A 26,543-nucleotide genomic window follows, 5' to 3' on the forward strand; every position below is an offset into this window, starting at 1 on the left:
TCCTCGTCATCCGGCCAGGCTGAAGCGTTCGAAGTGGGTCTGCGGCCCGGGCACGCCCAGCTCGCGCAGGCTGCCGAGGACGGCGTTCATCATCGGCGGCGGGCCGCACAGGTAGACGTCCCGGTCGGCGATGTCCGGCACCAGCCGCGCCAGCTCCCGCGGCGCCAGCCGGTCGGGCACGGGCGGGCCGGTGACCAGGTGCAGCTCGGCGCCCCGGGCGAGCGCGAGGTCGCGCAGTTCGTCGTGGAGGACGGCGTCCCTCTCCGTGGACACCCGGTGGATCACGACCGCGTGGCCGTGCAGTTCCTCCAGCAGGGCCCGGATCGGCGTGACACCGACGCCACCGGCGATGAGCACGGCGTCGGGGCGGGTGCGGTGCAGGGTGGTGAAGGCGCCGTAGGGGCCCTCGGCGAACACGCGCGTGCCGGCCTTCAGGTGCCGCAGGGCCGCGCTGCCGTCACCGGCCCGCTTGGCGGTCAGGCGCAGCGTACGGCCGTCGGGGGCGGCGGACAGGGAGAACGGGTTCGCCTGCCACCAGCGGTCCTTCGTCAGGAACCGCCACAGGAAGAACTGCCCGGCCCGGGCGGGCAGCCGGTCGAGGTCGCGGCCGGTGATGTAGACCGACACGACGTCGTCGCTCTCGGGGACGACCGCCGTCACCCGGAGCCGGTGGCGGAGGTTGCGCCACAGCGGCAGCACCAGCCGGCCGGCGCACACCGAGGCCAGGGCCAGACCCCACACGCCGTACCAGTAGGCCGTCGCCACCGGCGACGAGGCGAACGTCGCCCCCGCGGCGACCTGGTGCGTGAACGCCAGCACCACCGCCACATAGGTGTACAGGTGGATGAAGTGCCAGGTCTCGTACGCCAGTCGGCGCCGGGCGCAGCGGGCCGAGACCGCGCCGACCACGACGATGATCGCCAGGGCGACGATCGCCCGCAGCACGCCCTCGACGGTCTCGGCGAGGTCCACCAGCTGGTTCACCGGGTCCAGCGACGAGGACCGCGCGTAGCCGAAGACGATGAACACGGCGTGCGACAGCAGCAGCCACAGCACCGAGAAGCCGGTCCAGCGGTGGAGGGACGTCAGCCGGTCCATGCCGATCCGCCGGTCGAACCACGGCAGTCGCGCCACCAGCAGCAGCTGGAACGCCATCAGCAGCGCCGCGTACAGCCCGGTCAGCCGGCCCAGCACGATCAGCGCGTTCGAGGCGAATCCGGCCTGCGCGAAGAACACGGCCACCACGACGGCGTTCGCCGGCAGCACCGCGTACAGGCCGGTGCGGCCCACCACTGAGGGGCGCACGCCCGGGCGGGTCGCCGCGGGGGGTTGTCGGAGGGTCGTCACGGTCGGCAGCTCCTCGATCGGCTCCTGGGACACCGAGCTTGGCGCGGGGGAGCTGTCGGGAAGCTGTCGCCCGGCTTTCGGGTCTCTATCGATCCCGCGGGGAGGAGGCAGGTGGCTATGGCGGCACGGGCCGCGTGCAGCACTATGAGCTCGTGGAGAAAGTACGACTTCTCGTCGTCGACGACGACCCGCCCATCGCCGATCTCGTCGCGACCGTCGCCCGCTACGAGGGCTGGGAGGCGGCCACGGCGTACACCGGCGAGGACGCGCTGAAGCGGGCCGCCGAGTTCCACCCGGACATCGTGGTGCTGGATCTGATGCTGCCCGGCGTGGACGGCTTCGGCGTCCTGGACCGGCTGCGCGCCTCCGGCACGATGGTGCCGGTGGTGTTCCTCACCGCGCGCGACGGCGTCGCCGACCGGGTCGCCGGCCTCACCCGGGGCGGCGACGACTACCTGGTCAAGCCGTTCGCCGTGGAGGAGCTGATGGCCCGGCTCCGGACCGTGCTGCGGCGCAGCGCCGGGCCCGCCTCCCAGCGGTCCGTGCTCCGGGTCGGCGACCTCACGATGGACGAGGACACCCGTCAGGTGCGGCGCGGCGCGAGGCTGCTGTCGCTGACCCCGACCGAGTACGAGGTGCTTCGCTACCTCATGCGCAAGTCGCCCACCGTGCTCACCAAGGCGCAGATCCTCGACCACGTGTGGGAGTACGGCTTCGGCGGGCGCTCCAACGTCGTCGAGCTGGTCGTCAGCCGGCTGCGCCGCAAGCTCGACGAGACCGACGACGGCGCCGCCGAACTGATCCACACCGTGCGCGGTTTCGGGTACGTGCTGCGGCAGGCCGCCGAGTGATCGCCCGGCTGCGCCGGGCCTACCGCCGCATGCGGCTCGGCACCCGGCTGGCCCTCGGCCTCGGCGCCCTGTCCCTGGTCGTGTTCGCCGTCGTCGGCACGGCCCTGACCACCTCCATGCGGGACTACCTGTCGGCCCAGCTCGACACCCAGCTCGCACAGGCCCAGATCGCCCAGTCCAAGAGCATCGCGGACTACGGCACCCTCTCGGGCAAGAAGTACTACAGCTGGTTCTACGCCGTGTACGACGTGTCGGACGGCACGCCCGAGCTGCGCAGGCCCGAGGACCCGGCCGATCTCCCCAAGGACGTCGACGACTTCACCTCCCTGGCCCGGGCGCAGACCGCGGCGCACACCGAACTCCTGCGCACCGAGCACCTCCGGGGCGCCGGCTCCTACCGGCTGCGCGCCTGCCAGGTCGAGCCCGGCGTGGTCCTGGTCAGCGCCGCGCCCCTGGCGGACATCGAGGACACCGTCGGGCAGCTGATCACTCTTCAGGTCGTCACCTTCGCCCTCGCGCTGCTCGCCCTGGTCGTGTTCGGCCGGCGGATGCTGCGCCGCGGCCTGAAGCCGCTCAGCGACATGGCGTCCACCGCGCACGGCATCGCCTCGCACGACCTGACCGAGTCGGCGGCCCGGCTGCCGCTGCGCGCCGACGGCCGGGACGGCGGGCCCGAGGTGGACGAACTGCGCACCGCCTTCAACACGATGCTGGAGCACATCGACGACTCCCTCGCCGTGCGCGCCGAGGCCGAGCAGCGGCTGCGCCGCTTCGTCGCCGACGCCTCGCACGAACTGCGCACGCCGCTGATGTCGGTGCGCGGTTACGCCGACCTCTTCCAGTACGCCGCGGCCAACGCCCCCGAGGAACGCGACCGGCACCTGGCCCGGCTGCGCGCCGAGGCCGCCCGCATGGGCATCCTCCTGGACGACCTGCTGCTGCTCGCCCGGCTGGACGCCGCGGAGGTGGAGGCGCCGCTGCGGCTGCGGGACGCCGACCTGGTGGAGCTGGTGGGCCAGGCCGCGGACGCCTTCCGCGCGGGCCGGCCGGACCATCCGCTGACGGTCCTCGCGGGTCCGGGGCCGGTGCGGCTGCCGATGGACCCGCTGCGCATCCGCCAGGTCGTCGACAACCTCCTGACCAACGCCGCGGTGCACACCCCGGCCGGCACGAAGGTGTCGGTGGAGGTGGCCGTCGTGCCCGGCGCCGCCGAGGTGCGGGTCGCCGATGCCGGGCCGGGCATCCCGCCCGACGACCGGGACCGGGTCTTCGACCGCTTCTACCGCGTCGACAAGGCCCGCAGCCGCGACCGCGGCGGCAGCGGGCTCGGTCTCGCGGTCGCCCAGTCGCTGGTCCGCGCCCACGGCGGCCGCATCGAGCTGACCAGCACACCGGGGGCGACGGTGTTCACCGTGCGCCTGCCCGTGAAGCACGTACGCCCTGCGGACCGGTGACAGGCGCCCTCTAGACTCGTCCGGAAACAGCCCGTACGACCATGGCCAATGCTTCCGCCAACCCGAAGGGCTCCGGCGCCTTGATACGGATCGAATCAGTCACCAAGCGGTACCCGGACGGCACGGTGGCTGTCGACCGGCTGTCCCTGGAGATACCCGACCGCTCCATCACCGTCCTCGTCGGACCCTCGGGCTGCGGTAAGACGACCACCCTCCGGATGATCAACAGGATGGTCGAACCGAGCGAGGGAACGATCCTCCTCGACGGCGAGGACATCCAGCGCCGCCCCGTCACCACCCTGCGCCGGTCCATGGGGTACGTCATCCAGAACGCCGGCCTCTTCCAGCACCGCACGATCCTCGACAACATCGCCACCGTGCCCCGCGTGCTCGGCTGGGGCAAGCAGAAGGCCCGGGCACGGGCGGCCGAGCTGATGGAGCGCGTGGGCCTCGACGCCGCGCTCGCCAAGCGGTACCCGTACCAGCTCTCCGGCGGCCAGCAGCAGCGCGTCGGCGTGGCCCGGGCGCTCGCCGCCGACCCGCCCGTACTGCTCATGGACGAGCCGTTCTCGGCCGTCGACCCGGTCGTCCGCAAAGGACTCCAGGACGAACTGCTGCGCATCCAGGACGAGTTGGGCAAGACCATTGTGTTCGTCACCCACGACATCGACGAGGCGATCAAACTCGGCACGACGGTCGCCGTGATGCGCGAGGGCGGCCACCTCGCCCAGTACGCGCCCCCGGCCGAGCTGCTGTCCCACCCCGCGGACGCCTTCGTCGAGGACTTCCTCGGAGCCGACCGCGGCATCCGGCGGCTGTCGTTCTTCCCCTCCGCCGAACTCCCCCTGACCACCGGCCCGGTGATCCCGGTGCACGCCACCGCCGAGCAGATCACCGCCGCGGGCGCCGCCTGGCTCCTGGTCACCGACGGCGAGGGACGGCCCCTCGGCTGGGCCGAGCCGGACGACCTGACCGCAGGCGACATCGACCCCGCCCGGCTCCAGGCGCTCGGCCGGCCCTTCGTCCCCGGCACCGACTCCCTGCGGGCCGCCCTCGACTGCGCCGTGCTCTCCCCGTCCGGCTGGGCCGTCGCCGTGGACGACACCGGCCGGACGACCGGCGTGGTCGCGCAGCAGACCATCGGCGAGGCCATCCGCAGCGCCCACGCCGGCCACACCGACGAGGCCAGGGTCGCGTCGTGAACGGCTTCTTCGACATCCCGAGCGACCTCCAGCACAGCTACGCCGGCCTGATCGGACTGCATCTGCGCGAGGCCCTGCTGCCCGTCCTGGCCGGGCTGCTGCTCGCCCTGCCGCTCGCCCAGCTCTGCGTCCGCTTCCGCTGGCTGTACCCGCCGGTGCTCGGCGCGACCACCATCCTCTACGCCGTCCCCTCGCTGGCCTTCTTCGTGGTCCTCATCGACTACACCGGCCAGACCGAGCTGACCGTGATGATCCCGCTGGCCGTGTACAGCCTCGTGGTGCTCGTGCCGGCCATCGTCGACGGAGTGCGGTCCGTGCCGCAGGAGACCCTGGCCGCGGCCACCGCCATGGGGTTCGGCCCCGTACGCCGTTACGCGCAGGTGCAGTTGCCGATCGCCGTGCCCGCCATCATCGCCGGGCTCAGGGTCGCCACCGTCTCCAGCATCTCCCTGGTCAGCGTCGGCACCCTCATCGGCAACCAGGGCGCCCTCGGCAACCTGCTCGCCGACGCGCAGAAGTACGACCGGCCCGAGCTGGCCGTGAACTCCGTGATCACGACGGCCGTCCTGGCCATCCTGTGCGACGCCCTGCTGGTGCTGCTCCGCGTCGCGCTGACCCCGTGGATGCCGAACGGCAGCCGCAGGCGCCCGAAGCCGAGCACGCGGCAGCAGCTGCCCGCCCCCCAGGACGTGACCCGGTGAACGTACTCAACTTCGTCAACGCCTTCTTCAGCGACGGCGCCCACTGGCACGGCTACGACGGCATCCCCCAACGCCTGCTCGAACACGTCCAGTACTCGGTCCTGGCCCTCGCCCTCGCCGCCGCGATCGGGCTGCCCATCGGCCTGCTGACCGGGCACACCGGGCGGGGCGGCAACGCCCTCGCGTTCATCGCCACCGCCGCCCGCGCGCTGCCCAGTTTCGGCCTGCTGGTGCTGATCGTCATCGTGATGGGCTTCGGCCTGCTGCCCGTGATGATCCCCCTGGTCGTCCTCGCCGTGCCGCCGATCCTGGTGACCACCTACGAAGCGGTCCGCACCGTCGACCCGTCCCCGGTGGACGCCGCGCGCGGCATGGGCATGCACGAGTCGCGGATCCTCTTCCAGGTGGAACTGCCGGTCGCGCTGCCGCTGATCCTGAGCGGTCTGCGCTCGGCGGCCATCCAGATCGTCTCGACGGCCACCATCGCCGCCTACGTGAGCCTGGGCGGCCTCGGCCGGTACATCGTCGACGGGCTCTACCAGCGCGACTACGAGAAGGTGGTCGGCGGCGCCACCCTCGTGGCCGTCCTGGCCCTCGTCACGCTGGCGCTGTTCTGGGCGGCGGGCCGGGTGGCCGTGTCACCAGGAGTGCGCAGACGCTGAGGCCCGGCCCCGGGTCTGTAACAAACCGTGACCAGCACGCTCTTGACTGATCACAAAGCGGCTGGATTGGATCGTTGAATGACATCTACCGCGAAGAGCAGCAGGTCCAGGACGAGGCACACCGGCGCGGCGGCCGTCGCGCTCACCGCCGCTGCGGCGCTGCTCGCGGGCTGTTCGTCCGGCGACTCCTCCGACAACCCCCTGGCCGGCGAGAAGGCGAAGGCCGGCACCGTCGTCGTCGGCTCCAACAACTTCGCCGAGAGCACCCTGCTCGCCGACATCTACGGCGAGGCACTCAAGGCCAAGGGCCTCAAGGTCTCGTACAAGCACAACATAGGCAGCCGCGAGACGACGTACGGGCTGATGAAGAACGGCTCCGTCACCGTGCTGCCGGAGTACAACGGCTCGCTGCTGGCCTATCTCGACCCCAAGGCCGAGCAGAAGTCCGTTGAGGCGGTGAACGCGGCCGTCAAGGCCAAGCTGGACAAGAAGCTGACGCTGCTGAAGTCGTCGCCGGCCGAGGACAAGGACTCGGTCAGCGTGAACGCCGCGACCGCGAAGAAGTACAAGCTCACCTCCTCCTCCACCCTCGCCGACCTCAAGGAGGCCGCCCCGGAGCTGGTGATCGGCGGTTCCCCCGAGTTCCAGACCCGGCAGCAGGGCCTCAAGGGCCTGAAGTCCGTGTACGGCCTGGAGTTCAAGTCCTTCAAGGCGCTCGACGCGGGCGGCCCGCTGACCCAGGCGGCGCTGACCAGGAACACCGTCCAGGCCGCGGACCTCTTCACCACGGACCCGACCATCGTGAAGGAGAAGTTCCTCGTCCTGAAGGACCCGGACAACTTCTTCGGGTTCGCCAACGTGACCCCGCTGGTCAACAAGAGCGGTCTGCCGCAGAAGGGCGTCGACGCACTCGACGCGGTCTCCGCCAAGCTGGACACCAAGACGCTTCTGGAACTCGACGCGCAGGTGCAGCTGGAGAAGAAGGACCCGCTGGACGTGGCGACGGCGTGGCTGAAGTCGGCCGGCCTGAACTGACGGGCCGCTGACCACCGGACCCGGGCGGCGGGAACCGCCCGGGCCGGTACTCCCGGCGGCCGGCCCCTACGCCTGCACCGCCGACGCGATCAGCTGGTCGATCAGGGCGATCAGCACGTCCCGGCACGACTCCCGGTCCCGGGCGTCGCACAGCAGCACCCGCACGTGCTCCGGCACCGCGAGCGCCTCCCTGATGTCCTCCGGCGGATACGGGTGTTCGCCGTGGAAGCCGTTGACCCCGACGACGAACGGGATCTTCCGGCGCTCGAAGAAGTCGATCGCCGCGAAGCTCGACTCGGGCCTGCGCACGTCGACCAGGACCACCGCGCCGAGCGCGCCGAGCGCCAGGTCGTTCCACATGAACCAGAACCGCTGCTGCCCCGGCGTGCCGAACAGGTACAGCACCAGGTCCCGGCTGATGGTGATCCGGCCGAAGTCCAGGGCCACGGTGGTGGCCCGCTTCTCCTCGATGCCGTCGAGGTCGTCGACGCCCAGACCGGCCATGGTCAGGGGTTCCTCGGTGCGCAGCGGGACGATCTCGCTGACCGACCCGACCATGGTGGTCTTGCCGACGCCGAAGCCCCCGGCGATGAGGATCTTGACCGTGTCGGGTGCCGAAGACGCGTCAGGGGCAAGGTCAGAGCCGGCCAAGGCCGTCCCTCACTTTCTGCAGCAGGTCCAGGTCCGGAGTGGTACGGGAGACGAGGCGCGGCGGGCGGACGGTGATGCGGCCCGCCTCCAGCAGGTCGCAGAGCAGGATGACGACCACGCTCACCGGCAGGTCGAGCCGGGCGGCCACCTCCGCCACCGCGACCGGCTCCGCGCACAGCCGCAGGATCCGGGAGTGCTCGGGCTGGCACCGGGCCACCGTGACGGGCGGCGGATCGACCGCCGTGACCGTCGAGATGAGCGTGAAGTCGGCGCGGCTGGGCCGCGTCCGGCCGCCGGTCAGAGCGAACGGCCGGACGAGCCGCCCCGCCGGATCACCTACGTCCACCTCACACGCCGGGATCGACGACGAGGCCGGCCGTGCCCCGCGGCGCCGCGCTGAGGTGCTCGCCGATCTTCTTCACCAGCATGTTCATCTGGTACGCCACCACCCCGACATCCGCGCCCGGCCCGGTCAGCACGACCAGATGCGCACCGGGACCGGCGGAGGTCAGGATCAGATAGCTGTTGGCCATCTCGATGAGCGCCTGGCGCACCGGACCGCCCCGGAAGTCCATGCTGACGCCCTTGCTGAGGCTCATCAGCCCGGACGCGGTCGCCGCGAGCCGCTCGGCGTCGTCGCGCAGGAAACCGGTGGACTTGCTGACCACCAGGCCGTCCTCCGAGAGCACCACGGCCTGGTTCACGTCGGCGACCCGCTCCACGAGGCCGGTCAGCAGCTGGTCGAGCTGGGTGTGCGTGGCGGGGATGGGGCGTGTCATGGGGGTGTCCTTCGTCAGCGGTCGGCGGGCGGAGTCGAGGGGACGGGGCCGGCGGCCTGCCGGGGGACGGCGGCCACCTCCTCGTCGTGGGGCGGCTCGGCGTCGTCGTCACGGGCCCGGAGCGTGCCGCGCTGGAAGCCGGCCAGGGAGGACGCGGCGGCCTCCGCGGAGAAGTCGTCGAGGGAGCCGGCGTCCTCGGCGGGCGCGGGCTCCTCCCGCAACTCCTCCACCAGACTGGTCTGCGGCACCCTGCGGGGGAGCGGGGCGAGACCGTCCCCGCGGGGGACGACCTCGCGCGCGGCGGACGGCGCGGCGGAGGCGGTGCGGGCCGTGACGAGGGGCCGGGGCTCGCGGGCGGACCCGGCGGCGCGTTCGGCCTCCCCTCCGGGGCCCCCTGCGGTTGCCCCTCCGGTCGTCCCTCGCGCGTCGGCGCGCTGCGGCGATCCGCCCGGCCCGGCGTCCTTCGCACCCCGTCCGTCCACCGCCACCAGCCCGTCCTCCGGGGTGTCGCCGTCCTTCGCGTTCTCCCGCACCACGATCTCGTGCGGGATCAGCACGATCGCGGTGGTCCCGCCGTACGGCGACGAACGCAGGGTGACGGCGACGCCGTGCCGGTGGGCCAGCTGGGCGATCACGAACATGCCGAGGCGCAGGTCGTCGGCGAGGGCCACCACGTCGAACTGCGGGGGCACCGCCAGCTGTTCGTTGAAGGACGCGTAGTCCTCCTCCGACATGCCGAGGCCGCGGTCCTCGACCTCGACGGCCAGGCCCTTGGCCACCATGCCGGCCCGTACCGTCACGGGGCTCGGTGCGGGGGAGTACGCGGTCGCGTTGTCGATGAGCTCGGCCAGCAGGTGGATGACGTCGGCGACCGCGGGCGGCGCGACGGACACCTCCTCCTCGGTGAGCACCTCCACCCGCTGGTACTCGGCGACCTCACCGACCGCGCTGCGCAGGATGTCCATGAGGGCCACCGGCTCGGTCCAGCTGCGGCCGGGCCGTTCGCCGCTGACGATGACGAGGTTCTCCTCGTAGCGGCGCAACTGGCTGGCCGTGGAGTCCAGTTCGTACAGGCCCTTGAGGATGTCGGGGTCGGTGTGCTCGCGCTCCAGCGTGTCGAGCTTGCTCAGCTGGAGGTTGACCAGGTTCTGGCTCTGCCGGGCGATGCCCAGGATGATCTTCTGGAAGCCGCGCCGGGTGTCGGCGAGTTCGACCGCGGTGTGCACGGCCGTGCGCTGGGCGGTGTTGAACGCCCGGGCCACCTGGCCGAGTTCGTCATGGCCGTAGTCCAGCTCGGGCGTCGCCGACTCCGGGTCGACCGTCTCGCCCCGGTCCAGCCGTGCCACCACGTCGGGCAGCCGCTCCTGCGCGAGGCTGACCGCGGCCCGGCGCAGGCCGCGCAGCCGCAGGGACAGCGAGCGGGTGATCCGCCAGGACATGCCGACGCACAGCAGCAGCGCGAACAGCCCGGCGGTGCTCAGCAGCGCCGCCTTGAGCAGCAGGGCGTCGGCCTTGTCGGCACTGCGCTCCAGCAGCCCCGCCGTCTGCTGCTCGATGAGGCCCGCGTACTGGTCGGACAGCGTGTCCATGGCGGCGGACCACCGCTTCTGCGCGTCGGGCAGGGCGATCCGGCCGGCGGAGCCGCCGGCGTTGCGCGAGGCCAGCACCTGGTCCTCGACGGACTGCAGCGTCTGCCACTCGCGGCTCACCAGGATCCGCTCGGTCTGCGTCTTGGCGTCGCCCGTCAGCTGCGGCAGGACCTGGTCCTGGACCAGCCAGCGCCGGGTGTTCACCAGCTCCGTGAACTGCGTCCAGGCCCGGTCGTCCAGGTGCCCGGTCGGCCAGGCCAGCGTCAGTTGAGCGTCCTCCCGCGAGACCAGCTCCGCCGCGTGCTCCAGACCGACCAGCGGGCCGGCCTGCGAGGTGAGGTCGCCGTCGTCGACCTGCGACAGCTCCTGGAAGGCGTGGATCTGGTCGTCGATGATCGACGAGTAGTGGTCCAGCGCCTGCTGCGCGGTGATGTCGGTCGGGTTGTCCACCTGGTCCCGGTAGTACTCCAGGCTGCCCACCGAGCCCAGCACCGAGTACAGCCGGTCGGATATGCGCGAGGGCGCCTTCTCGATCTCGTCGGCGTGCTCGACCAGCTTGGCGACCGCCTTGTCGGTCTCCGCGCGCTGCCTGTCGATGGCTGCCCGGGAGCCCTTCGGCGTGGCCAGCCAGGCGGCCGACAGGCTGCGTTCCCGCTGCAGCGCCAGCGTCGCGTCGGTGCCCATGGCGCCGGTCGACCGGCTGAGGTCGGTCTGGTCGCGCAGCCGGAGGCTCTCCGAGAACATCTGGATCGTCGTCACACCCCACATGGCGGCGAGGGTGACGCTGGGCACGAGGGCCAGGAGCACCAGGGAGAGGCGTATGGAACCGAGACGGCGCCGGGCACCTGTCCGTCGAGACATCGTCGTCCTAGGGCGATCAGCGGGCGGTGAGGAGCGGGGAGGCGGAGCGGTCGGGGGGTGTGGGGGACGGGCGCGGGGGTGGTGCCGTCCCTGGCACGGCACATGGGATGGGCAGGATGTTATCCGTACAAGTGGACGTGCGGGCCGGGCCTGACCGAATCTTTGGCGACACCGTCACAGGAAGTGTCCGGTCACCGGGTTCCGGCGGCCGCGAACCGCGCCACGGCGGACACGTTCGACCTCGTCACGAAGGCGGGTCCGGTGAGCACCGGGGCCGTTCCGCCGCCGCTGACGTTGCCGTTGGTCCGGTACAGCCACAGGGCGTCCACCGCGAGATAGCCCTGGAGGTAGGGCTGCTGGTCCACGGCGAACTGCACGTCGCCGTCCTTGACCGCCTTCACCAGGTCCTTGTTCAGATCGAAGGTGGCGACCTTCGCCCGGCTGCCGGACTGCCGCACGGCCTCGACGGCGCTCAGGGCGAACTGGGCGCCGTTGGTCACGACCTCGTCGATGCTCGAGTCCTGCCGCAGCCGGGAGGCGATCGTGGCGGTCACCGCGTCCGGGTCGGTGCCGTCCACGTACAGGTTGTCGGTCTGTCCGCGGAAGGTCTTGCGCACCCCCGCGCAGCGGGCCTCCAGTGCGACGTTGCCCCGCTCGTGCACCACGCACAGGGCGTGCTCGGCCTTGAGGTCGTCCAGCTTGTCGCCGACGGCCCGGCCCGCGACGGATTCGTCCTGGCCGAAGTACTCCAGGAGCCCGGTCGGACGCCAGGCGTCGATACCGGAGTTGAGCCCGACGACCGGAATGCCGGCCGCCTTGGCCTGGGCGACCGGACCGCGCATCGCCGCCGGCTTGGCCAGGGTCACCGCGATGCCGTCGGCCTTGTCACGGACCGCGTCCCGCACCAGATCGGCCTGCGCTGCCGGGTCCGCGTCACCGACGTACGTCAGGTCGACACCGTCCTTGGCGGCCGCCGCCTCGGCACCCCTGCGCACCAGGTCCCAGAAGGCGTCCCCCTGGCCGCCGTGCGTCACCAGGGTGACCCTCATCCCGCCGCCCGGCCCGCCCGCCGCGTCGTCGGCCGCGCCGAGCGCGGAGCAGCCGGACACCAGCAGGCACAGGGCGGACGCCAGGGCTGCGACACTGCGGCGTCTGACGGAGGTGTGTGGCGGGGGAGCAGTCTTCATGAGGGGCGGACCTCGCTGTGCGGCCGAGCAAGAGCAGGGTGAGAGTGCAGGCGGGGCCGCAGGGTGCACCGGGCGCATGACTCTCGCTGGCCCGGAGCCAACCGTGTGTGACCACCGGTCGTCAAGTGAGCAGCCACATGCCGTGAGTTGGTGCTGCCGCATCGTGATGATCTGTCCGGCCGGTCGAACGAGGATCGCCGCGGATGCTCTCACCTCGGCTTTCCGTACCGTCCGTGCGGTTCGCCCAGGCCGGGCGGACCGGCGTGACGGCGGCGGAAAGTGAGCGCGGCGGAGGGTCCGATCCGCCGGCCTCGTCCGCCCGGCCGCACATCGTCCGGACGCAGCCCAGGGCGAGAGCGACGTGACCGGGCTCGCCGAGCGGATCGGCGGGGCCCTGCCCGCGGTCAGCCGGCACCTCACCGAGCTGGAGCCGGCCGGAGGGCGCCGTAGAGCGATTCCCGGGGCACGGCGCCCGCCGCGGGCGCCGTAGAGCCGACTCCCAGGACACGGCGCCGCCGCGCCGCCCGTCAGCCCGTCAGAACCGGCAGCGACCGATGGCCGTGCGAGATGAAGGAGTCCACCGGCGGCAGCCCTTCCTCCGGCGCTGCGAGAGCCAGGCCGGGGAATCGCGCGAAGAGCGCGGGCAGGGCCACCCGCGCCTCCAGCCGCCCGAGCGGGGCGCCGAGGCAGTGGTGGACGCCGTATCCGAAGGCCAGATGATCCTTCGAAGCCCGTGTGACGTCGAAGACGGCGGCGTCCGGGCCGTGCTGCTGCGGGTCGCGTCCGGCGGCGGCGTACGCGGCGAGGATCGCCTCTCCCTTGCGGATCACCGCGCCGTCCGGGCCGCCCAGTTCCCCGAGGGGCAGGTCCTCGACCGCGTACCGCAGCGGCAGGCTGGCCACCGGCGCCTCGGCCCGCAGCGTCTCCTCCACGACGTCGTCCCAGGAGGCCTGCCCACCGAGGACGAGCGCGAGCTGGGCGGGGTGGCCGAGCAGCGCGTGGACGGCGTTGTCGAGCAGGTTGACCGTCGTCTCGTGACCGGCGCTGATGACCAGCATCAGCGTGTCGAGCAGCTCCTGCTCGCTGAGCCGTGTGCCGCCGTCCTCCTCGCGGGCCGAGATCAGCGCGGAGGTCAGGTCGTCACCGGGCGCCGCCCGCTTCGCGGCGACCAGTTCGCCGAGGACGGCGTAGAACCGGGCGTAGATGTCGGCGACTTCGTCCGGTTCCGCCGAGGTGTGGAAGACGCCGTCCACCACGATCCGCAACTCGGCGCCCAACTCCTGTGGCAGGCCGAGCAGTTCGCCGATGACCCGGATGGGCAGCGGGTAGCAGAACTCCTCCCGCAGGTCGACCGCGCGGCCTCCGGCCCCCGCCTCTTCGACGTGGTCGAGGAGCGTCGCGGTGATCTCCTCGATGCGGGGCCGCAGCGCGGTGGTGCGGCGGGCGGTGAACGCCTTGGAGACGAGGGTGCGCAGGCGTTTGTGCTCGGTGCCGTAGGCCGTGAACATGTTCCGCACCGCGACCCAGGTGTACAGCGGCCAGTCCGGCGAGACCTCGCCGTCGATCCAGCGCTGCCAGTGCCGGCGGGGGTCCTTCGACACCCGCGGGTCGGTGAGCAGCCGCTTCAGGAGCGGGGCGCTGCTGATCGCCCAGGCCGGGACACCGTGGGGGAGTTCGACGGGCGTGACGGGTCCGCGCTCACGGATGCGGGCGGCCTCGCCGTGGATGTCGCGGCCGGTCGGGTCGATCACCATCGGGTGGCTGAACTCCATCGGAACTCTCCCTGGGCTGACGGCTGTTCGCGGAGCGCGCGCAAGCCCGGCGGGCGAGCGCGCGAGACGTCCAGCCAAGTGGCCGCGGCCGGGCCGCGCCAGGGGGCCGAGGATCCATGACCTGATTCAGGCGGTCCGGCCGGCCTCCCGCTCCAGGGGCCGCGCCACGGCCTTCGCGGCCCTGGCCTCCTTCCGGCGCCGCCTGCGGCTGACGCGGGGTTCCTGGTCCGGGAGCCAGCCGAAGGCGAGGCAGCTGCCGGTCACGCCCAGGAGCAGGCCGATGAAGAAGCCGCCCAGGTTGGAGGTCAGCCAGGTGCCGAGGGAGACCAGCACCCCGATGACCGAGTAGAACAGGCGCTGGGCGGGGTTGAGGAGGATCAGCACGCCGCACAGCAGCATCACGACCGGCAGCAGGTAGCCGGCCAGGCCCTGCATGCCGACGTGCACGATGACGTCCAGCGACGCCTTCAGCGTGAGCAGGACCTCCACCCCGCCGAGGGCGAGCAGCAGCCCGCCCCAGAAGGGACGGGCGGCCCGCCACTGCCGGAAGGCGGGCCGGACCCCCTCGCGTGGCATCAGCACCCCGATCCGCTGAAGCCCAGCTTCAGACCGGGCAGCTTGAACACGCCTGCGGTGGTGGCGTAGTTGGTCTGCCGCAGGTCGGCGATGTGCACGGTGTCGGACTGCTGGCTGAACACGCCCTTCGGCCCGCGGCCGTTCGGCCCTGCCTTGTCGAGCGTGCCGGCGTCGTTGCCGATCTCGATGTTGGTGAACGCGGCGTCGCCGGTCAGCTCGGTCGAGTCGGTCGTCAGGTCGCTGGCACGGACCTTCTGAGCCCCCTCACCCGCCCTGATGACCAGGTTCGTGCCGCCGAGGTCCACGCTCTGGCACAGCTTGGAGAGCGTCGCGTTCTTGATCACGGACGTGACGACCAGCACCTGACCGCCGGTGTCACCCGCGTTGGGGCTGCCCTCGGCCATCTCGTCCAGGCCGCCGAACTGTGCGAAGCCGGTGCCGTCCAGCTCGGTCGCGGTGACCGTGAACGGCATGCCGGAGATGGCGAACTGCACACCCAGCGCCCCTTGGGCCGTGAGGACCGCGAGGCCCGCGGCGGCCAGGGTGGCCGGTACCGCCATCACCGCGGCCCGGCGCGCCCGGACCCGCCCGCGTCGCGCGGGAGCGGCACTGGCGTCCGGGGCGGCGGCGCCGTCCGGTCTTTCGGGGGTGTGCCCGGCGGGGGAGGTCATGTCTGCTCCAGGTGCGTGTCGGTGCGGATCGGACGTCGGTGGCACGTTGCCCTGGCGCGGACATCGACCGCGTGCGTACGTCTCCCGCAACCCCCGGCGGTTGCAAGGGCTTTCTCGTCACGCCGCAGTAGCCATCGGTGAAGTTACCGGCGGTTACATGAAGGGTCAAGGGAAGTGTGGACAAAGAGTGTTCCTTGTGCGCCGCGGGTGAGCAGCCCCTCTCCCGAAACGCTCATCTCGCGCACAACTCCCTTGCTGAGCCTTGACGTTGACGGATACTCAGGTCTACAACTCTCCTCGTCCCACCGGATCCGTGGCGCCGGATCCGCCACGCGGCACGTCCATGTGTCCCGGACCCGCCCGTCCCGGTACGGGCAACTCGTCGCCCGGTGCGTCCGCACGGGCTTTCCATGCCCGAGTCCCCCGCCACGGCATGGCCGCCTTCCCTGGAGCCGTGCCACCAGCCACCCCCCGCCCGGCCCGGCCGGAGGTCCCTTCCCGTGTGGGCCTCCGGCCGGTGCCGGCCTGCCGTTGCCGGCCCGTCACGTACGGAGAAGGCGTGACGAGCCGGCAACGGCGGACGCCCGGCAGCGCCCCCACCCCCCCGCCATGGAAATCGGCAGCACTCCCCACCCCTTCACCCCCCACCATGGAAAGAGGTACACCCGCATGCGTACGCGCACCCTCCTCGCCCTGACCGCCGCCGTCGCCGCCCTGGGCCTCGGCGCCCCCGCCTCCGCCGCCGACACCCCCGTGCTGACCACAGCCGACGGCGCGGCCGTCGCGGTCGGCGACGCCCTCGACGCGTCCCTGGCGAGCGGCACCGCCGCCACCTTCTACTCCAGCGCGACCGGCACCAGCGGCATCTCCTGCACCCAGTCGGCGTTCTCCGCCACCGTCACCGACAACCCGGCCGCCCCCGGTACCGCCACCGAGACCCTGACCAAGCACAGCTTCGACACCACCGGCTGTACCACCAACGTCGTCGGAGTGACCGGCGTCAGCGGCATCACCGTCGACAACCTGCCCTACACCACCAGCGTGTCCTCCGGCGGCACCGTCTCCGTCACCCCGGCCGCCGGCTCCACCGTCCAGTCCACGGTCAAGCTGCGCACCCTGCTCGGCACCATCACCTGCGTCTACCAGGCCCCCGGCCTGAGCGGCACGGCGAGCAACGCCGACAACAGCATCTCCTTCACCAACCAGCAGTTCACCAAGGTGTCCGGCTCGTCGCTCTGCTTCGCCAACGCCTTCTTCACCGCCACGTACGCCCCGGTGACCAAGGGCGGCGTCGCCGTCAACGTGAACTAGGGCAGCGGGAGCGGTAGTTCAGCGTCGCCGTAGCCGTACGGCGAGGGCGGCGCCGCCGGTGAGCAACAGCACCGCCGCGGCGCCGCCCGCCAGCACGGGCGCGGACGGGCCGGAAGCCGGAGAGGACGTACTGGCCAGTGGCGTCTCGTCGCCACCCCGGGGCCGCGCGCCGGGGGAGTCCTGCACGGCAGGGCTCGCCGCCGGCTCCTCCTTCTCCGGCTCCGTCGTCTGCCCGGGCTCCTTCTGCCCGGGCTCCTTCTTCTTCTGCTCGGGTTTCTCCTCGGGCTGCTGCTCCTTCTTCGCCGCCGGGAAGACCACGTCCGAGCACGAGTAATAGGTGTCCGGCGTACTGCTGTTCTGCCAGACCGTGTACAGCACATGCCGCCCGCTCCGGTCGGACGGCAGAGTGACCCGGAAGCGGTACACGCCACCCGTCAGCGCCGGGTCCGTCACCGTGGCGAACGGCTTCTCGGGCAGGTCGGACCAGTTCAGCGGCCCGGCCGGATCGTAGCCGGGCTTCGTCAGATACATCCGGAACGAGCCGGTGTGCGGGATCGTCGAGACGTACCGCATCGTCAGCGTCGCGCCGGGCGTCATCCGCGTCGACGGCCAGTCGGCGCGGGCGAGATCGAGGCCCCGGTAGGCGAGCAGGCCCCCGCTGCACAGCTTGCCGTCCGGGATGACCTCCCGGTCCCGGCCGCCGACGTTCGCCACCCGCAGGTTGTCCCAGGCCGTGAAGGGCGCGCCGTTCGCGGCGACGGCCGCACGGCACGCGGCCGTTCCCGCACGCTCACCACCCTCCGGGGAGCAGGCCACCACCCGGCTCACCGGGTCCGTCGGGGCCCCGTGCGCCCGCGCCGGCCCGGCCGCCCACAGCGGCAGCAGCACGGGGGTCACGAGGGCGGCCGCGAGTGCGGCGCGGTGTGCGGTCGTACGGGGCATCCGGCTGCTCTCCTCGGCCCGGGGCGGCACGTTCGGTAGGGGAGTACGGGAAATCGGCCCGACGCGTTCATCACGCCACGACCTGCTCGAAAAGGGGCCATTGAGCGGTCGACCGCCCGCCATAGAGGGTGTGGTTCCAGCCGGATCGAGGGTTTCCCCCGTATCCCGCTGACCTCCCCTTTGCCTATCGTTCGAGCACTGCTGACCCACAGGTAACCCCGAACGGGTCCGCTCGCACCCCACGCCTGGCCGGCCACCGCGTCGCTCTTCGCTTTTCGAACCACCCCCCTGCGCTTCGACGACGAAGCGAGTCCACCGCCGCTCCGTCCAGCCCGGAGTCCGGCCACGAAAGGCAACGACCGTGCGTACCTCCCCACAGCTCAGACGGAAGCTGATATCCGTCGCCGCAGTCTCCGCCGCCCTGCTGACCGCGGTCCCCGCCTCGGCCGCAGTCGCCCAGGAGGCCGCCCCCCGCCCGGCCGCCCAGACCGAGGCCGCCCCCGGTGTCCAGGCCGAGCGCCTCATCGTCGGCTACAAGTCCGGGGCCAGCGAGGCCACGTCCAACAAGGCGGCGGCCGCCGACGCCGAGTCCAAGGCCGAGAAGACCGGCGAGGACGTCGACTTCCAGCGCCGCCTCGGCACCGGCGCCGCACTCGTCGAGCTGGGCACCCACCCCACCCGTGCCTCCGTCGCCGACGTCGTCGCCCAGTACAAGGCCGACCCGCAGGTCGCCTACGTCGTCCCGGACCGCCTGAACAAGCCGACGGCCGTCACCCCGAACGACACCGAGTACAGCAAGCAGTGGGACCTGTTCGAGTCGACCGCGGGCATGAACGTCCCCGGCGCCTGGGACACCACCACCGGCAGCGGCGTGACCGTCGCCGTCATCGACACCGGCTACGTCACCCACTCCGACCTGGCCACGAACATCGTCGGCGGCTACGACTTCATCTCCGACACCGCCGTCTCCGTCGACGGCAACGGCCGGGACAGCAACCCGGCCGACCCGGGCGACTGGTACAACGCCAACGAGTGCGGCCAGGGCATCGCCGCCTCCGGCTCCTCCTGGCACGGCACCCACGTGGCCGGCACCATCGCCGCCGCCACCAACAACGGCAAGGGTGTCGCCGGTATCGCCCACGGCGCGAAGATCTCCCCGGTCCGCGTCCTCGGCAAGTGCGGCGGCTACGACTCCGACATCATCGACGCCATCACCTGGGCGTCCGGCGGCACCGTCTCCGGCGTGCCCGCCAACACCAACGTGGCCAAGGTCATCAACATGAGCCTCGGCGGGGGCGGCGCCTGCTCCAGCGCCACCCAGAGCGCCATCAACGGCGCTGTGAGCCGCGGCACCTCGGTCGTCGTCGCGGCCGGCAACGAGAACCAGAACGTCTCGAACGCCTCCCCGGCGAACTGCAGCAACGTCATCGCGGTCGCCGCGACCAACCGCTCCGGCAGCCGCGCCTCGTACTCCAACTACGGCTCGCTCGTCGACATCGCCGCCCCCGGCGGTGAGACCCGCACCTCCACCGCCAACGGCATCCTCTCCACGCTGAACTCCGGCACGAAGACGCCGTCGAGCGAGAACTACGCCTACTACCAGGGCACCAGCATGGCCACCCCGCACGTCGCGGGCCTCGCCGCGCTGATGAAGTCGGCCAACTCCGCCCTCACCCCGGCGCAGATCGAGTCGGCCATCAAGGCCAACGCCCGTGCCCTGCCCGGCACCTGCTCCGGCGGCTGCGGCGCGGGCCTCGCGGACGCCGCCAAGACGGTCCAGGCCGTGAAGGGCGGCACGTCCACCGGCACGACGTTCTCCAGCACCGCCGCCGTCGCCATCCCGGACAACGGCGCCGCGATCGAGTCGCCGATCAGCGTCACCGGCCGCAGCGGCAACGCCCCCTCGGCCCTCCAGGTCGGCGTCGACATCACCCACACCTACCGCGGCGACCTCGTCATCGACCTGGTCGCGCCGGACGGGTCGGCGTACCGCCTGAAGTCCGCCGCGGCGGACTCCGCCGACAACGTGAACACCACCTACACGGTGAACGCTTCCAGTGAAGCGGCCAACGGCACCTGGAAGCTGCGCGTCCAGGACACCGCCGCCCAGGACACGGGCACGCTCAACAGCTGGAAGCTGACCTTCTGATCCTCCTTCGGAAACGCTGAACGAGGCGGGCCACAAGCGGGCGGGCCGGCCGGTGCGGATGGGGCACCGGCCGGCCCGCCTTTACGTCTGGCCCCACATCCCTCACAGTTAGATACCGGACGCGCTGTTTTCTTTCACCAGTCGCGCTTGTTTTGCCGGATGTGCACCCGCACTCCGGCACACTGGAGTGATGAGTGCCGTCTCAGGGTGAGTTATCGTGTACGGGCGGTAAAAACAAACGGCATGACCCGTTCATTTCCGTCCCGGGAGAGTTCAGCCGATGGCCAGGCAGTTGCGAGCCGAGCAGACCCGCTCGACGATCATCACGGCCGCCGCTGACCTGTTCGACCGTCGCGGCTACGAATCGACCAGTCTCAGCGACATCGTGGAACACGCGCACGTCACCAAGGGCGCCCTGTACTTCCACTTCGCGGCGAAGGAGGATCTCGCCCACGCGATTCTGGAACTCCAGTCGCACACCGCCCGCCGGCTGGCGACCGAGACCGACAACCGCGGCCACACCTCCTTCGAGGCGCTGATGCGCCTCACGTTCGGCATCACCCGCATGTCCGTCGACGACCCGGTGCTGCGGGCCGGCCTGCGGCTCGCCACCGGCGGGATCCGCCCCCGGCCGCCTCTGAGCCACCCGTTCACCGAGTGGCTGGACATCGTCACGGCCCGGCTCGTCGGGGCGGTCAAGGAGTCCGACGTCCACCCCGACATCGACATCGACGGCGTGGCCCACTCGTTGGTCTGCTTCTTCGTCGGCACCCGCGTCGTCGGCCGCTCCCGCGAGCCCGTGGCACGCCAGCCCCGCCGGACGGCCGAGATGTGGAACATACTCATCCGCGGCCTGGTCCCGGTGACCCGCCGAGCCCGCTATCTGAGCCTGGCGGCACGCCTGGAGCGGGAGATCGCGCCCGTGTGACCCGAGAGCAGGCGGCTCGACCCCTGCGAGGGGCACGCGCGTTACGGTGTGGCCCATGCCCGACACCCCCTCCGCGCCCCTGCTCCTCGGCAACCAGCCGGGCTCCTTCCCCCACAGTGTGCTGGCCGAGCGGCACCCCGCGATCATCAAGCAGGTCCGCGAGGCCTTCCCCTACGAACCCGCGCAGCACCGCGCCCTGGACGAACTGCTCGCCGAGTGCACCGAGGGCGAGATCGAACCCCTCCCGGCCGACGCGCACGACCGGGACCTCTGGGAGGCCTGGGGGCTGCGCGAGTACACGGGCCGGTCCTGGTTCGACGTGCCGTGGCTCTGGTCCGAGAGCTGGTTCTACCGCCGACTGCTCCAGGCCGTGGGCTACTTCGGCCCGGGCCCCTGGCAGGGCATCGACCCCTTCCGCCCCTTCAAGCTCGCCGAACTCGACTCCGCCGAGACCGACGAGGAACTCGCCGCACTCGACGACCTCGCCGCCCGGCCCGCCGCCGAACAGGCCCGGGCCCTGCTGCACGGCTCCCTGTGGGGCAACCGGGCCGACCTCGGCTTCCGCCTCTCCGCCGAAGGCGCACGGGCAGCGGACGCCGCGCCCGGCCTGGTCGCCGACGACAGCGACCGGCTCTGGTCCCTGCTCGACGCCGCCGGACCGGGGGCCCGGACGCTGTGCCTGGTCGCCGACAACGCGGGCCGCGAACTCGTCCCCGACCTCCTCCTCACCGCCCACCTCCTGGACAGCGGCCGCATCGCACGGGCGGTCCTGCACCTCAAGCCGTACCCGTACTACGTCTCCGACGCCACCACCGCCGACGTCGTCGACGCCGTGCGCCGGCTGACCGGCGCCGGGGGAGCGGCCGCCGCGTACGGCGGGCAGTTGTGGTCGGCCCTCGCCGACGGGCGCCTCACGCTGCGCGCCCACCCCTTCTCCAGCGCCCCGCTGCCCTACGAGGAGATGCCCGGCGACCTGCGCGACGAGTTCGCCTCGGCCACCCTCACGATCATGAAGGGCGACCTCAACTACCGCCGCCTGGTCGGTGACCGGCTCTGGGCCCCGACCACGCCGTTCGCCGACGTCACCGCCCACTTCCCCGGTCCGGTCGCCGCCCTGCGCACCCTGAAGTCCGACGTGATCACCGGCCTCGACGCGCAGACCGAGGCCGCCCTGGACGCGGCCGAGGGCCGGCGCTGGCGCACCGGTGGCACGCACGCGCTGATCCAGGTGAGGGCCCCCGGCTAGGTCAACTCTTCTCCACCACACGCGCGTTCACGTCCGCTTCACGCGATGGTGTGATCATGTCCCGCCCCGCGGATGCCGCCGCGGGGCGCCGGGTAGGGCCCGGCCATGACGCAGCCGTTCGAACTCCCGCACTTCTACCTGCCGCATCCCGCGCGGCTCAACCCGCATGTCGACGAGGCCCGGGCCCATTCGACCGCGTGGGCGCGCGAGATGGGCATGCTGGAGGGCTCCGGCGTCTGGGAGCAAGCCGACCTGGACGCGCACGACTACGGCCTGCTGTGCGCCTACACCCACCCCGACTGCGACGGCCCCGCCCTGTCCCTGATCACCGACTGGTACGTGTGGGTCTTCTTCTTCGACGACCACTTCCTGGAGATGTACAAGCGCAACCCGGACCGCGTCGCCGGCAAGGCGCACCTGGACCGGCTGGCGCTGTTCATGCCGCCGGACCTGTTCGCTGCCGTGCCGGAGCCGCGGAACCCGGTCGAGGCGGGCCTCGCCGATCTGTGGGCGCGCACGGTGCCGGTGATGTCCGAGGACTGGCGCCGCCGCTTCGCGGTGGCCACCGAGCACCTCCTCAACGAGTCGATGTGGGAGCTGTCCAACATCGACGAGGGGCGGATCGCCAACCCCGTCGAGTACATCGAGATGCGCCGCAAGGTCGGCGGTGCCCCCTGGTCGGCGGGGCTCGTGGAGTTCGCGACCGCCGAAGTGCCCGCCGCCGTCGCGGGGACCAGGCCGCTCAGGGTGCTGATGGAGACGTTCTCCGACGCCGTGCACCTGCGCAACGACCTGTTCTCCTACCAGCGCGAGGTCGAGGACGAGGGGGAGAACAGCAACGGCGTGCTGGTCCTGGAGACCTTCTTCGGCTGCACCACCCAGGAGGCCGCCGACACCGTCAACGACGTCCTGACCTCCCGCCTCCACCAGTTCGAGCACACGGCGTTCACCGAAGTGCCCGCGGTGGCCCTGGAGAAGGGGCTCCGGGCGGACGAGGTCGCGGCCGTGGCGGCGTACACGAAGGGACTGCAGGACTGGCAGTCCGGCGGCCACGAATGGCATCTGCGCTCCAGCCGCTACATGAACGAGAACGCGGCGCGCGGCGGGCGCCCCTGGCCGGGATGCACCGGCATCGGCACCTCGGCCGCCGACGTGCGCGCCCTGCTCGCGACGGCCGGGGCCATGGGGGCAGCTCCCGCGCCTTCCGGGCAGCGGGGGAGGCTGCGCTCCCACACGCACGTGCCGTACCAGAAGGTCGGGCCGTCGCGGATCCCCGACATCCCCATGCCGTTCCCGCTGCGGCTCAGCCCGCACATGGACCACGCCCGCCGCGGTCTGCGCGACTGGGCGGACCGCATGGGCCTCCTCGCCGAGGGCGTCTGGGACGAGGACAAGCTCCGCGCCTACGACCTCGCCCTCTGCTCGGCCGGTCTCGACCCGGACGCCACACCCGAGGCCCTCGGCCTCAGCGCGCAGTGGCTCGCCTGGGGCACCTACGGCGACGACTACTACCCCCTGGTGTACGGCCACCGCCGGGACCTCGCCGCCGCCCGGCTGACCACGGCCCGCCTGTCCGACTGCATGCCCGTCGACGGCGCTGCGCCGCCCCCGGCCAACGCCATGGAGCGCGGCCTGGCCGACCTGTGGGCGCGCACCACCGCCCGGATGGCGCCCGAGGCGCGGCAGACGCTCAAGCACGCGGTGAACGTCATGACCGAGAGCTGGGTGTGGGAGCTGTCCAACCAGGTCCTCAACCGGGTGCCCGACCCGGTCGACTACCTGGAGATGCGCAGGGCGACCTTCGGCTCCGAACTCACCCTGAACCTGTGCCGGCAGGGACACGGCCCGGCCGTCCCGCCCGAGGTCTACCGCAGCGGCCCGGTCCGCTCCCTGGAGAACGCCGCGATGGACTTCGGGTGCCTCGTCAACGACGTCTTCTCGTACCAGAAGGAGATCGAGTTCGAGGGCGAGATCCACAACGCGATCCTCGTCGTACAGACCTTCTTCGGCTGCGACTACCCGACCGGGCTCGGCATCGTGCACGACCTGATGAGCCAGCGCCTGCGCCAGTTCCAGCACGTCGTCGAGCACGAACTGCCCCTCCTGTACGACGACTTCCGGCTCACGAAGCAGGCGCGCGCGGCCATGGCGACGTATGTGGCGGACCTGCGGAACTGGATGTCCGGCATCCTCCACTGGCACCGCGAAGTGGACCGCTACAAGGCCGAGTGGCTGTCCCGCCGCACCCACGGCTTCCTCCCGGACCGCCCACCGGCCGTGCCCGTGCCCGCACTCCGCTGAGGCGGCGCTTTCCCACGCACCACTCGCGCCTGACGAGCGCGGCTGGAAGGACGTCCTCAGGGTGCCCGGGAACCGGATGCCGCGCGTCATGGGGACGTTCGACGGCGCGCACGGGGGTCACGGGGAGGGCCGCACCGGCTGATCCCTGACCGCGCCGGGCCCCGGTCAGTCTCACTCGTTCGTGGCTCGTCGGCCGACGGTGCGCCGGGTAGAGCACCTGCCGTGATCGTTCCGGGATCCGCCGGAGGCGATCGGTACCATCCGGAGGCGAGCCATGGAACAGACAGCGCTGCGACCCAAGCCGATGCCGGGCCGGGAGCCCGAGGGGGCCGCGCCGGTGACGGGGTCCGGCCCGACGCGGCCCCGTCCGCACGCCGCGCGGCGACGGGGGCGGCGGCTCCTGAACGTCCTGCTCGCCGGGTTCGCCGGTGCGGTCCTGGTGCTCTCCGGGATCGGCCTCGGGACGATGGGCACCGCGGTGCTCGCCAAGGGCGGGCGCTTCGACCCGCGAGGGTGGCAGCACACACCCTCGCCGCCCGGCCCCACGCCCGCCGCCGCGGCACCCTCCGCGCCCGCCGCCGCGACGCTCGGCGTGCAGGTCATGGACGCCCGCAAGCCGGGGGCCGTGGTCGTGGGACTGCACGTCCCCGGGCCCGCGCAGGCCGCCGGTCTGGTGCGCGGCGACGTCGTCCTGGCCTTCGGCACGACCCGGATCGACACCGCCGCCGATCTCGTCAGGGCCGTCGCCCGCGCCCGCCCGGGCGCCGAGGTCCGGCTGACGGTCCGCCACCGCAGCGGCGGCTACGAGCAGCTGACCCTCGTGCCGGCCGTCGCCGCGTGAGGCGCGCCCTCACGGCACCACGCGGAAGTGACCGGTGAGCCGCCCCGAGTCGTCCAGGACGTGAAGGCGAGCCCGGGCGGCGCCTCCCGGCCGGCGCTCTGCTCGGGCCTGCTCCTCGTACTCCCGCTGCGTGCCGCGAGTACCAGCACCGTCGTACACCCCCTCGATCACCGTGTGATGGAAAAATGCATCTATGCATGAGGTGTAACGCTGGGGCGAGCCGCTGCCGCCGGTCAGGTTGCCGGGGTGAATGCCCGCGGACGGCTCGCGCCGCCCCCTCGGTCCGGGCAGGATGCTGCCCGTAGCCCCTTCGCCCGTCCTGGGAGGCCCGGATGACCGGAAGCACGGCCGCGTCCTTCACCGCCGACGACTACCGGGCCCGCATGGAGCGCGCCGCGCGGACGGCCGCCGACGCCGGTCTGGCGGGCCTGCTGGTGGCTCCGGGCCCGGACCTGGTGTGGCTCACCGGCTACACGCCCCCCGCGGTCACCGAGCGGCTCACCCTGCTGGTCCTGGCCGCCGGGCAGGACCCCGTGCTCGTCGTCCCCGCCCTGGAGGCCCCGGACGCGCGCCGCGCCGCCGGCGCGGCTGCCCTGACCCTGCGCGACTGGACCGACGGCAAGGACCCCTACGCCGCCACCGCCGCCCTCCTCGACGCCTCGGGCCGGTTCGGCGTCAGCGACAACGCCTGGGCCCTGCACCTGCTGGCTCTCCAGCAGGCGATGCCCCGCAGCTCCTACGCCTCGCTCACCGAGGCTCTGCCGATGCTGCGGGCCGTCAAGGACGCGGCGGAGCTGGACCTCATGGCCGCCGCCGGAGCCGCCGCCGACGCCACGTTCGAGGAGATCCGGAACGTCCCCTTCACCGGGCGCCGGGAGTCCGAGGTGGCCGCGGACCTCGACCGGCTGCTGCGCCGGCACGGCCACGAGCAGGTCGACTTCACCATCGTCGCCTCGGGCCCCAACGGCGCCAACCCGCACCACGAGGCCGGCGACCGCGTCATCGCCCGCGGCGACATGGTCGTCCTCGACTTCGGCGGACTGCGGGACGGCTACGGCTCCGACACCTCCCGCACGGTCCACGTCGGCGAGCCCACCGACGAGGAGCGGCGCGTGCACGACATCGTGCGCGAGGCCCAGGAGGCCGGCTTCCGCGCCGTGCGCCCCGGCGCCGCCTGCCAGGACGTCGACCGGGCCGCCCGCGAGGTCATCGCCGCCGCCGGCTACGGCGAGTACTTCATCCACCGCACCGGACACGGCATCGGCGTCACCACCCACGAACCGCCGTACATGATCGAGGGCGAGGAGCGGCCCCTCGTGCCCGGCATGTGCTTCTCCGTGGAACCCGGCATCTACCTGCCCGGCCGGTTCGGCGTCCGCATCGAGGACATCGTGACCGTCACCGGGGACGGCGGGCGGCGCCTGAACACCACCGCGCGCGAGCTGGTCATAGTGGAGTGAGGCCCCGATGTCCCCAGCTCGCCTCCC

General features: G+C 72.2%; 23 protein-coding genes and 1 pseudogene. 14 read left to right on the forward strand and 10 right to left on the reverse strand.

Annotated elements, in window-relative coordinates; genetic code table 11:
* Positions 1-6: 6 nt before the first annotated feature.
* Entirely contained in the window at positions 7-1,293 is a 1,287-nt protein-coding gene (locus IGS69_RS27375; protein ID WP_190904659.1) for a ferredoxin reductase family protein, read from the reverse strand.
* Between the two features lie 206 nt (positions 1,294-1,499).
* On the opposite strand from IGS69_RS27375, the gene IGS69_RS27380 reads away from it, so the two are divergent.
* From IGS69_RS27380 to IGS69_RS27405, 6 genes are all read left to right on the forward strand, one after another.
* Complete coding sequence (locus tag IGS69_RS27380) at positions 1,500-2,198, forward strand: response regulator transcription factor (protein ID WP_190903143.1); 699 nt, start codon at positions 1,500-1,502, stop codon at positions 2,196-2,198.
* On the forward strand, positions 2,195-3,652 hold the full coding sequence (locus tag IGS69_RS27385; RefSeq protein ID WP_190903144.1) for a sensor histidine kinase: 1,458 nt from the start codon (positions 2,195-2,197) through the stop codon (positions 3,650-3,652). The genes IGS69_RS27380 and IGS69_RS27385 overlap by 4 nt, the downstream gene beginning before the upstream one ends.
* Before the next feature lie 80 nt (positions 3,653-3,732).
* A complete protein-coding gene (locus IGS69_RS27390) occupies positions 3,733-4,854 on the forward strand; it encodes an ABC transporter ATP-binding protein (RefSeq protein ID WP_190904660.1) in 1,122 nt (373 codons plus the stop codon).
* Complete coding sequence (locus IGS69_RS27395) at positions 4,851-5,555, forward strand: ABC transporter permease (protein WP_190903145.1); 705 nt, start codon at positions 4,851-4,853, stop codon at positions 5,553-5,555. Before IGS69_RS27390 ends, IGS69_RS27395 begins: the two co-directional genes overlap by 4 nt.
* Positions 5,552-6,217 carry an ABC transporter permease gene (locus IGS69_RS27400; protein ID WP_190903146.1) on the forward strand — a complete coding sequence of 222 codons (666 nt, stop codon included), beginning with the start codon at positions 5,552-5,554 and terminating at the stop codon, positions 6,215-6,217. Before IGS69_RS27395 ends, IGS69_RS27400 begins: the two co-directional genes overlap by 4 nt.
* 78 nt (positions 6,218-6,295) lie before the next feature.
* The gene (locus tag IGS69_RS27405; protein WP_190903147.1) at positions 6,296-7,252 is read left to right on the forward strand and encodes an ABC transporter substrate-binding protein; all 957 of its coding nucleotides are present in this window, start codon (positions 6,296-6,298) and stop codon (positions 7,250-7,252) included.
* A 66-nt stretch (positions 7,253-7,318) separates the two neighbouring features.
* Here the strand turns inward: IGS69_RS27405 and IGS69_RS27410 are convergent, their stop codons facing one another.
* The 5 genes from IGS69_RS27410 to IGS69_RS27430 form a co-directional block, all read right to left on the reverse strand.
* On the reverse strand, positions 7,319-7,903 hold the full coding sequence (locus IGS69_RS27410) for a GTP-binding protein (protein ID WP_190903148.1): 585 nt from the start codon (positions 7,901-7,903) through the stop codon (positions 7,319-7,321).
* Complete coding sequence (locus IGS69_RS27415; protein WP_190903149.1) at positions 7,890-8,249, reverse strand: DUF742 domain-containing protein; 360 nt, start codon at positions 8,247-8,249, stop codon at positions 7,890-7,892. The genes IGS69_RS27410 and IGS69_RS27415 overlap by 14 nt, the downstream gene beginning before the upstream one ends.
* Before the next feature lies 1 nt (position 8,250).
* The gene (locus tag IGS69_RS27420) at positions 8,251-8,682 is read right to left on the reverse strand and encodes a roadblock/LC7 domain-containing protein (RefSeq protein ID WP_161365739.1); all 432 of its coding nucleotides are present in this window, start codon (positions 8,680-8,682) and stop codon (positions 8,251-8,253) included.
* 14 nt (positions 8,683-8,696) lie between these two features.
* Positions 8,697-11,132 (reverse strand): sensor histidine kinase, encoded by a 2,436-nt coding sequence (locus tag IGS69_RS27425; protein WP_190903150.1) that lies wholly within the window; start codon positions 11,130-11,132, stop codon positions 8,697-8,699.
* 191 nt (positions 11,133-11,323) lie between these two features.
* Positions 11,324-12,319 carry a substrate-binding domain-containing protein gene (locus IGS69_RS27430; protein ID WP_190903151.1) on the reverse strand — a complete coding sequence of 332 codons (996 nt, stop codon included), beginning with the start codon at positions 12,317-12,319 and terminating at the stop codon, positions 11,324-11,326.
* Positions 12,320-12,582: 263 nt separating this feature from the next.
* Between IGS69_RS27430 and IGS69_RS35250 the strand changes: the two are divergent.
* Positions 12,583-12,791, forward strand: a pseudogene (locus IGS69_RS35250) (transcriptional regulator); the annotation flags it as partial.
* Between the two features lie 55 nt (positions 12,792-12,846).
* On the opposite strand, the gene IGS69_RS27435 reads toward IGS69_RS35250, so the two are convergent.
* The 3 genes from IGS69_RS27435 to IGS69_RS27445 form a co-directional block, all read right to left on the reverse strand.
* Positions 12,847-14,091: a cytochrome P450 family protein gene (locus tag IGS69_RS27435; RefSeq protein ID WP_190903152.1), complete on the reverse strand. Its 1,245-nt coding sequence runs from the start codon at positions 14,089-14,091 to the stop codon at positions 12,847-12,849.
* Positions 14,092-14,217: 126 nt separating this feature from the next.
* Complete coding sequence (locus IGS69_RS27440) at positions 14,218-14,667, reverse strand: DUF6114 domain-containing protein (RefSeq protein WP_190903153.1); 450 nt, start codon at positions 14,665-14,667, stop codon at positions 14,218-14,220.
* Positions 14,667-15,338 (reverse strand): DUF6230 family protein, encoded by a 672-nt coding sequence (locus IGS69_RS27445; RefSeq protein ID WP_190903154.1) that lies wholly within the window; start codon positions 15,336-15,338, stop codon positions 14,667-14,669. Before IGS69_RS27445 ends, IGS69_RS27440 begins: the two co-directional genes overlap by 1 nt.
* A 669-nt stretch (positions 15,339-16,007) precedes the next feature.
* On the opposite strand from IGS69_RS27445, the gene IGS69_RS27450 reads away from it, so the two are divergent.
* Positions 16,008-16,649, forward strand: a complete 642-nt coding sequence (locus IGS69_RS27450; protein ID WP_190903155.1) for a Tat pathway signal sequence domain protein — start codon at positions 16,008-16,010, stop codon at positions 16,647-16,649.
* An 18-nt stretch (positions 16,650-16,667) separates the two neighbouring features.
* Here the strand turns inward: IGS69_RS27450 and IGS69_RS27455 are convergent, their stop codons facing one another.
* Entirely contained in the window at positions 16,668-17,591 is a 924-nt protein-coding gene (locus IGS69_RS27455) for a lytic polysaccharide monooxygenase auxiliary activity family 9 protein (protein ID WP_190903156.1), read from the reverse strand.
* Positions 17,592-17,952: 361 nt separating this feature from the next.
* Here IGS69_RS27455 and IGS69_RS27460 point away from each other — a divergent pair, with 361 nt between their 5' ends.
* The 6 genes from IGS69_RS27460 to IGS69_RS27485 all read left to right on the forward strand — a co-directional run bounded on the left by IGS69_RS27460 (position 17,953) and on the right by IGS69_RS27485 (position 26,516).
* A complete protein-coding gene (locus IGS69_RS27460; protein ID WP_190903157.1) occupies positions 17,953-19,740 on the forward strand; it encodes a S8 family peptidase in 1,788 nt (595 codons plus the stop codon).
* A gap of 280 nt (positions 19,741-20,020) precedes the next feature.
* On the forward strand, positions 20,021-20,668 hold the full coding sequence (locus IGS69_RS27465) for a ScbR family autoregulator-binding transcription factor (RefSeq protein ID WP_190903158.1): 648 nt from the start codon (positions 20,021-20,023) through the stop codon (positions 20,666-20,668).
* 55 nt (positions 20,669-20,723) lie between these two features.
* Positions 20,724-21,914 carry a damage-control phosphatase ARMT1 family protein gene (locus tag IGS69_RS27470; RefSeq protein WP_190903159.1) on the forward strand — a complete coding sequence of 397 codons (1,191 nt, stop codon included), beginning with the start codon at positions 20,724-20,726 and terminating at the stop codon, positions 21,912-21,914.
* 105 nt (positions 21,915-22,019) lie between these two features.
* Positions 22,020-24,215: a germacradienol/geosmin synthase Cyc2 gene (cyc2, locus tag IGS69_RS27475; RefSeq protein WP_190903160.1), complete on the forward strand. Its 2,196-nt coding sequence runs from the start codon at positions 22,020-22,022 to the stop codon at positions 24,213-24,215.
* A gap of 274 nt (positions 24,216-24,489) precedes the next feature.
* A complete protein-coding gene (locus IGS69_RS27480; protein ID WP_190903161.1) occupies positions 24,490-25,056 on the forward strand; it encodes a PDZ domain-containing protein in 567 nt (188 codons plus the stop codon).
* Positions 25,057-25,388: 332 nt separating this feature from the next.
* Positions 25,389-26,516, forward strand: a complete 1,128-nt coding sequence (locus IGS69_RS27485; protein ID WP_190903162.1) for an aminopeptidase P family protein — start codon at positions 25,389-25,391, stop codon at positions 26,514-26,516.
* Positions 26,517-26,543 lie beyond the last annotated feature (27 nt).

It is taken from the genome of Streptomyces tuirus (assembly GCF_014701095.1).
GTDB classification, from domain to species: Bacteria; Actinomycetota; Actinomycetes; order Streptomycetales; family Streptomycetaceae; genus Streptomyces; species Streptomyces tuirus.

Bases quoted from the DNA above. Each gene is read 5' to 3' on its own strand.
- IGS69_RS27405 (WP_190903147.1), top strand. From the start codon at position 6,296: ATGACATCTACCGCGAAGAGCAGCAGGTCCAGGACGAGGCACACCGGC.
- IGS69_RS27420 (WP_161365739.1), bottom strand. From the start codon at position 8,682: ATGACACGCCCCATCCCCGCCACGCACACCCAGCTCGACCAGCTGCTG.
- IGS69_RS27425 (WP_190903150.1), bottom strand. From the start codon at position 11,132: ATGTCTCGACGGACAGGTGCCCGGCGCCGTCTCGGTTCCATACGCCTC.
- IGS69_RS27430 (WP_190903151.1), bottom strand. From the start codon at position 12,319: ATGAAGACTGCTCCCCCGCCACACACCTCCGTCAGACGCCGCAGTGTC.
- IGS69_RS27435 (WP_190903152.1), bottom strand. From the start codon at position 14,091: ATGGAGTTCAGCCACCCGATGGTGATCGACCCGACCGGCCGCGACATC.
- IGS69_RS27440 (WP_190903153.1), bottom strand. From the start codon at position 14,667: ATGCCACGCGAGGGGGTCCGGCCCGCCTTCCGGCAGTGGCGGGCCGCC.
- IGS69_RS27445 (WP_190903154.1), bottom strand. From the start codon at position 15,338: ATGACCTCCCCCGCCGGGCACACCCCCGAAAGACCGGACGGCGCCGCC.
- IGS69_RS27450 (WP_190903155.1), top strand. From the start codon at position 16,008: ATGCGTACGCGCACCCTCCTCGCCCTGACCGCCGCCGTCGCCGCCCTG.
- IGS69_RS27455 (WP_190903156.1), bottom strand. From the start codon at position 17,591: ATGCCCCGTACGACCGCACACCGCGCCGCACTCGCGGCCGCCCTCGTG.
- IGS69_RS27465 (WP_190903158.1), top strand. From the start codon at position 20,021: ATGGCCAGGCAGTTGCGAGCCGAGCAGACCCGCTCGACGATCATCACG.
- IGS69_RS27470 (WP_190903159.1), top strand. From the start codon at position 20,724: ATGCCCGACACCCCCTCCGCGCCCCTGCTCCTCGGCAACCAGCCGGGC.
- cyc2 (WP_190903160.1), top strand. From the start codon at position 22,020: ATGACGCAGCCGTTCGAACTCCCGCACTTCTACCTGCCGCATCCCGCG.
- IGS69_RS27480 (WP_190903161.1), top strand. From the start codon at position 24,490: ATGGAACAGACAGCGCTGCGACCCAAGCCGATGCCGGGCCGGGAGCCC.
- IGS69_RS27485 (WP_190903162.1), top strand. From the start codon at position 25,389: ATGACCGGAAGCACGGCCGCGTCCTTCACCGCCGACGACTACCGGGCC.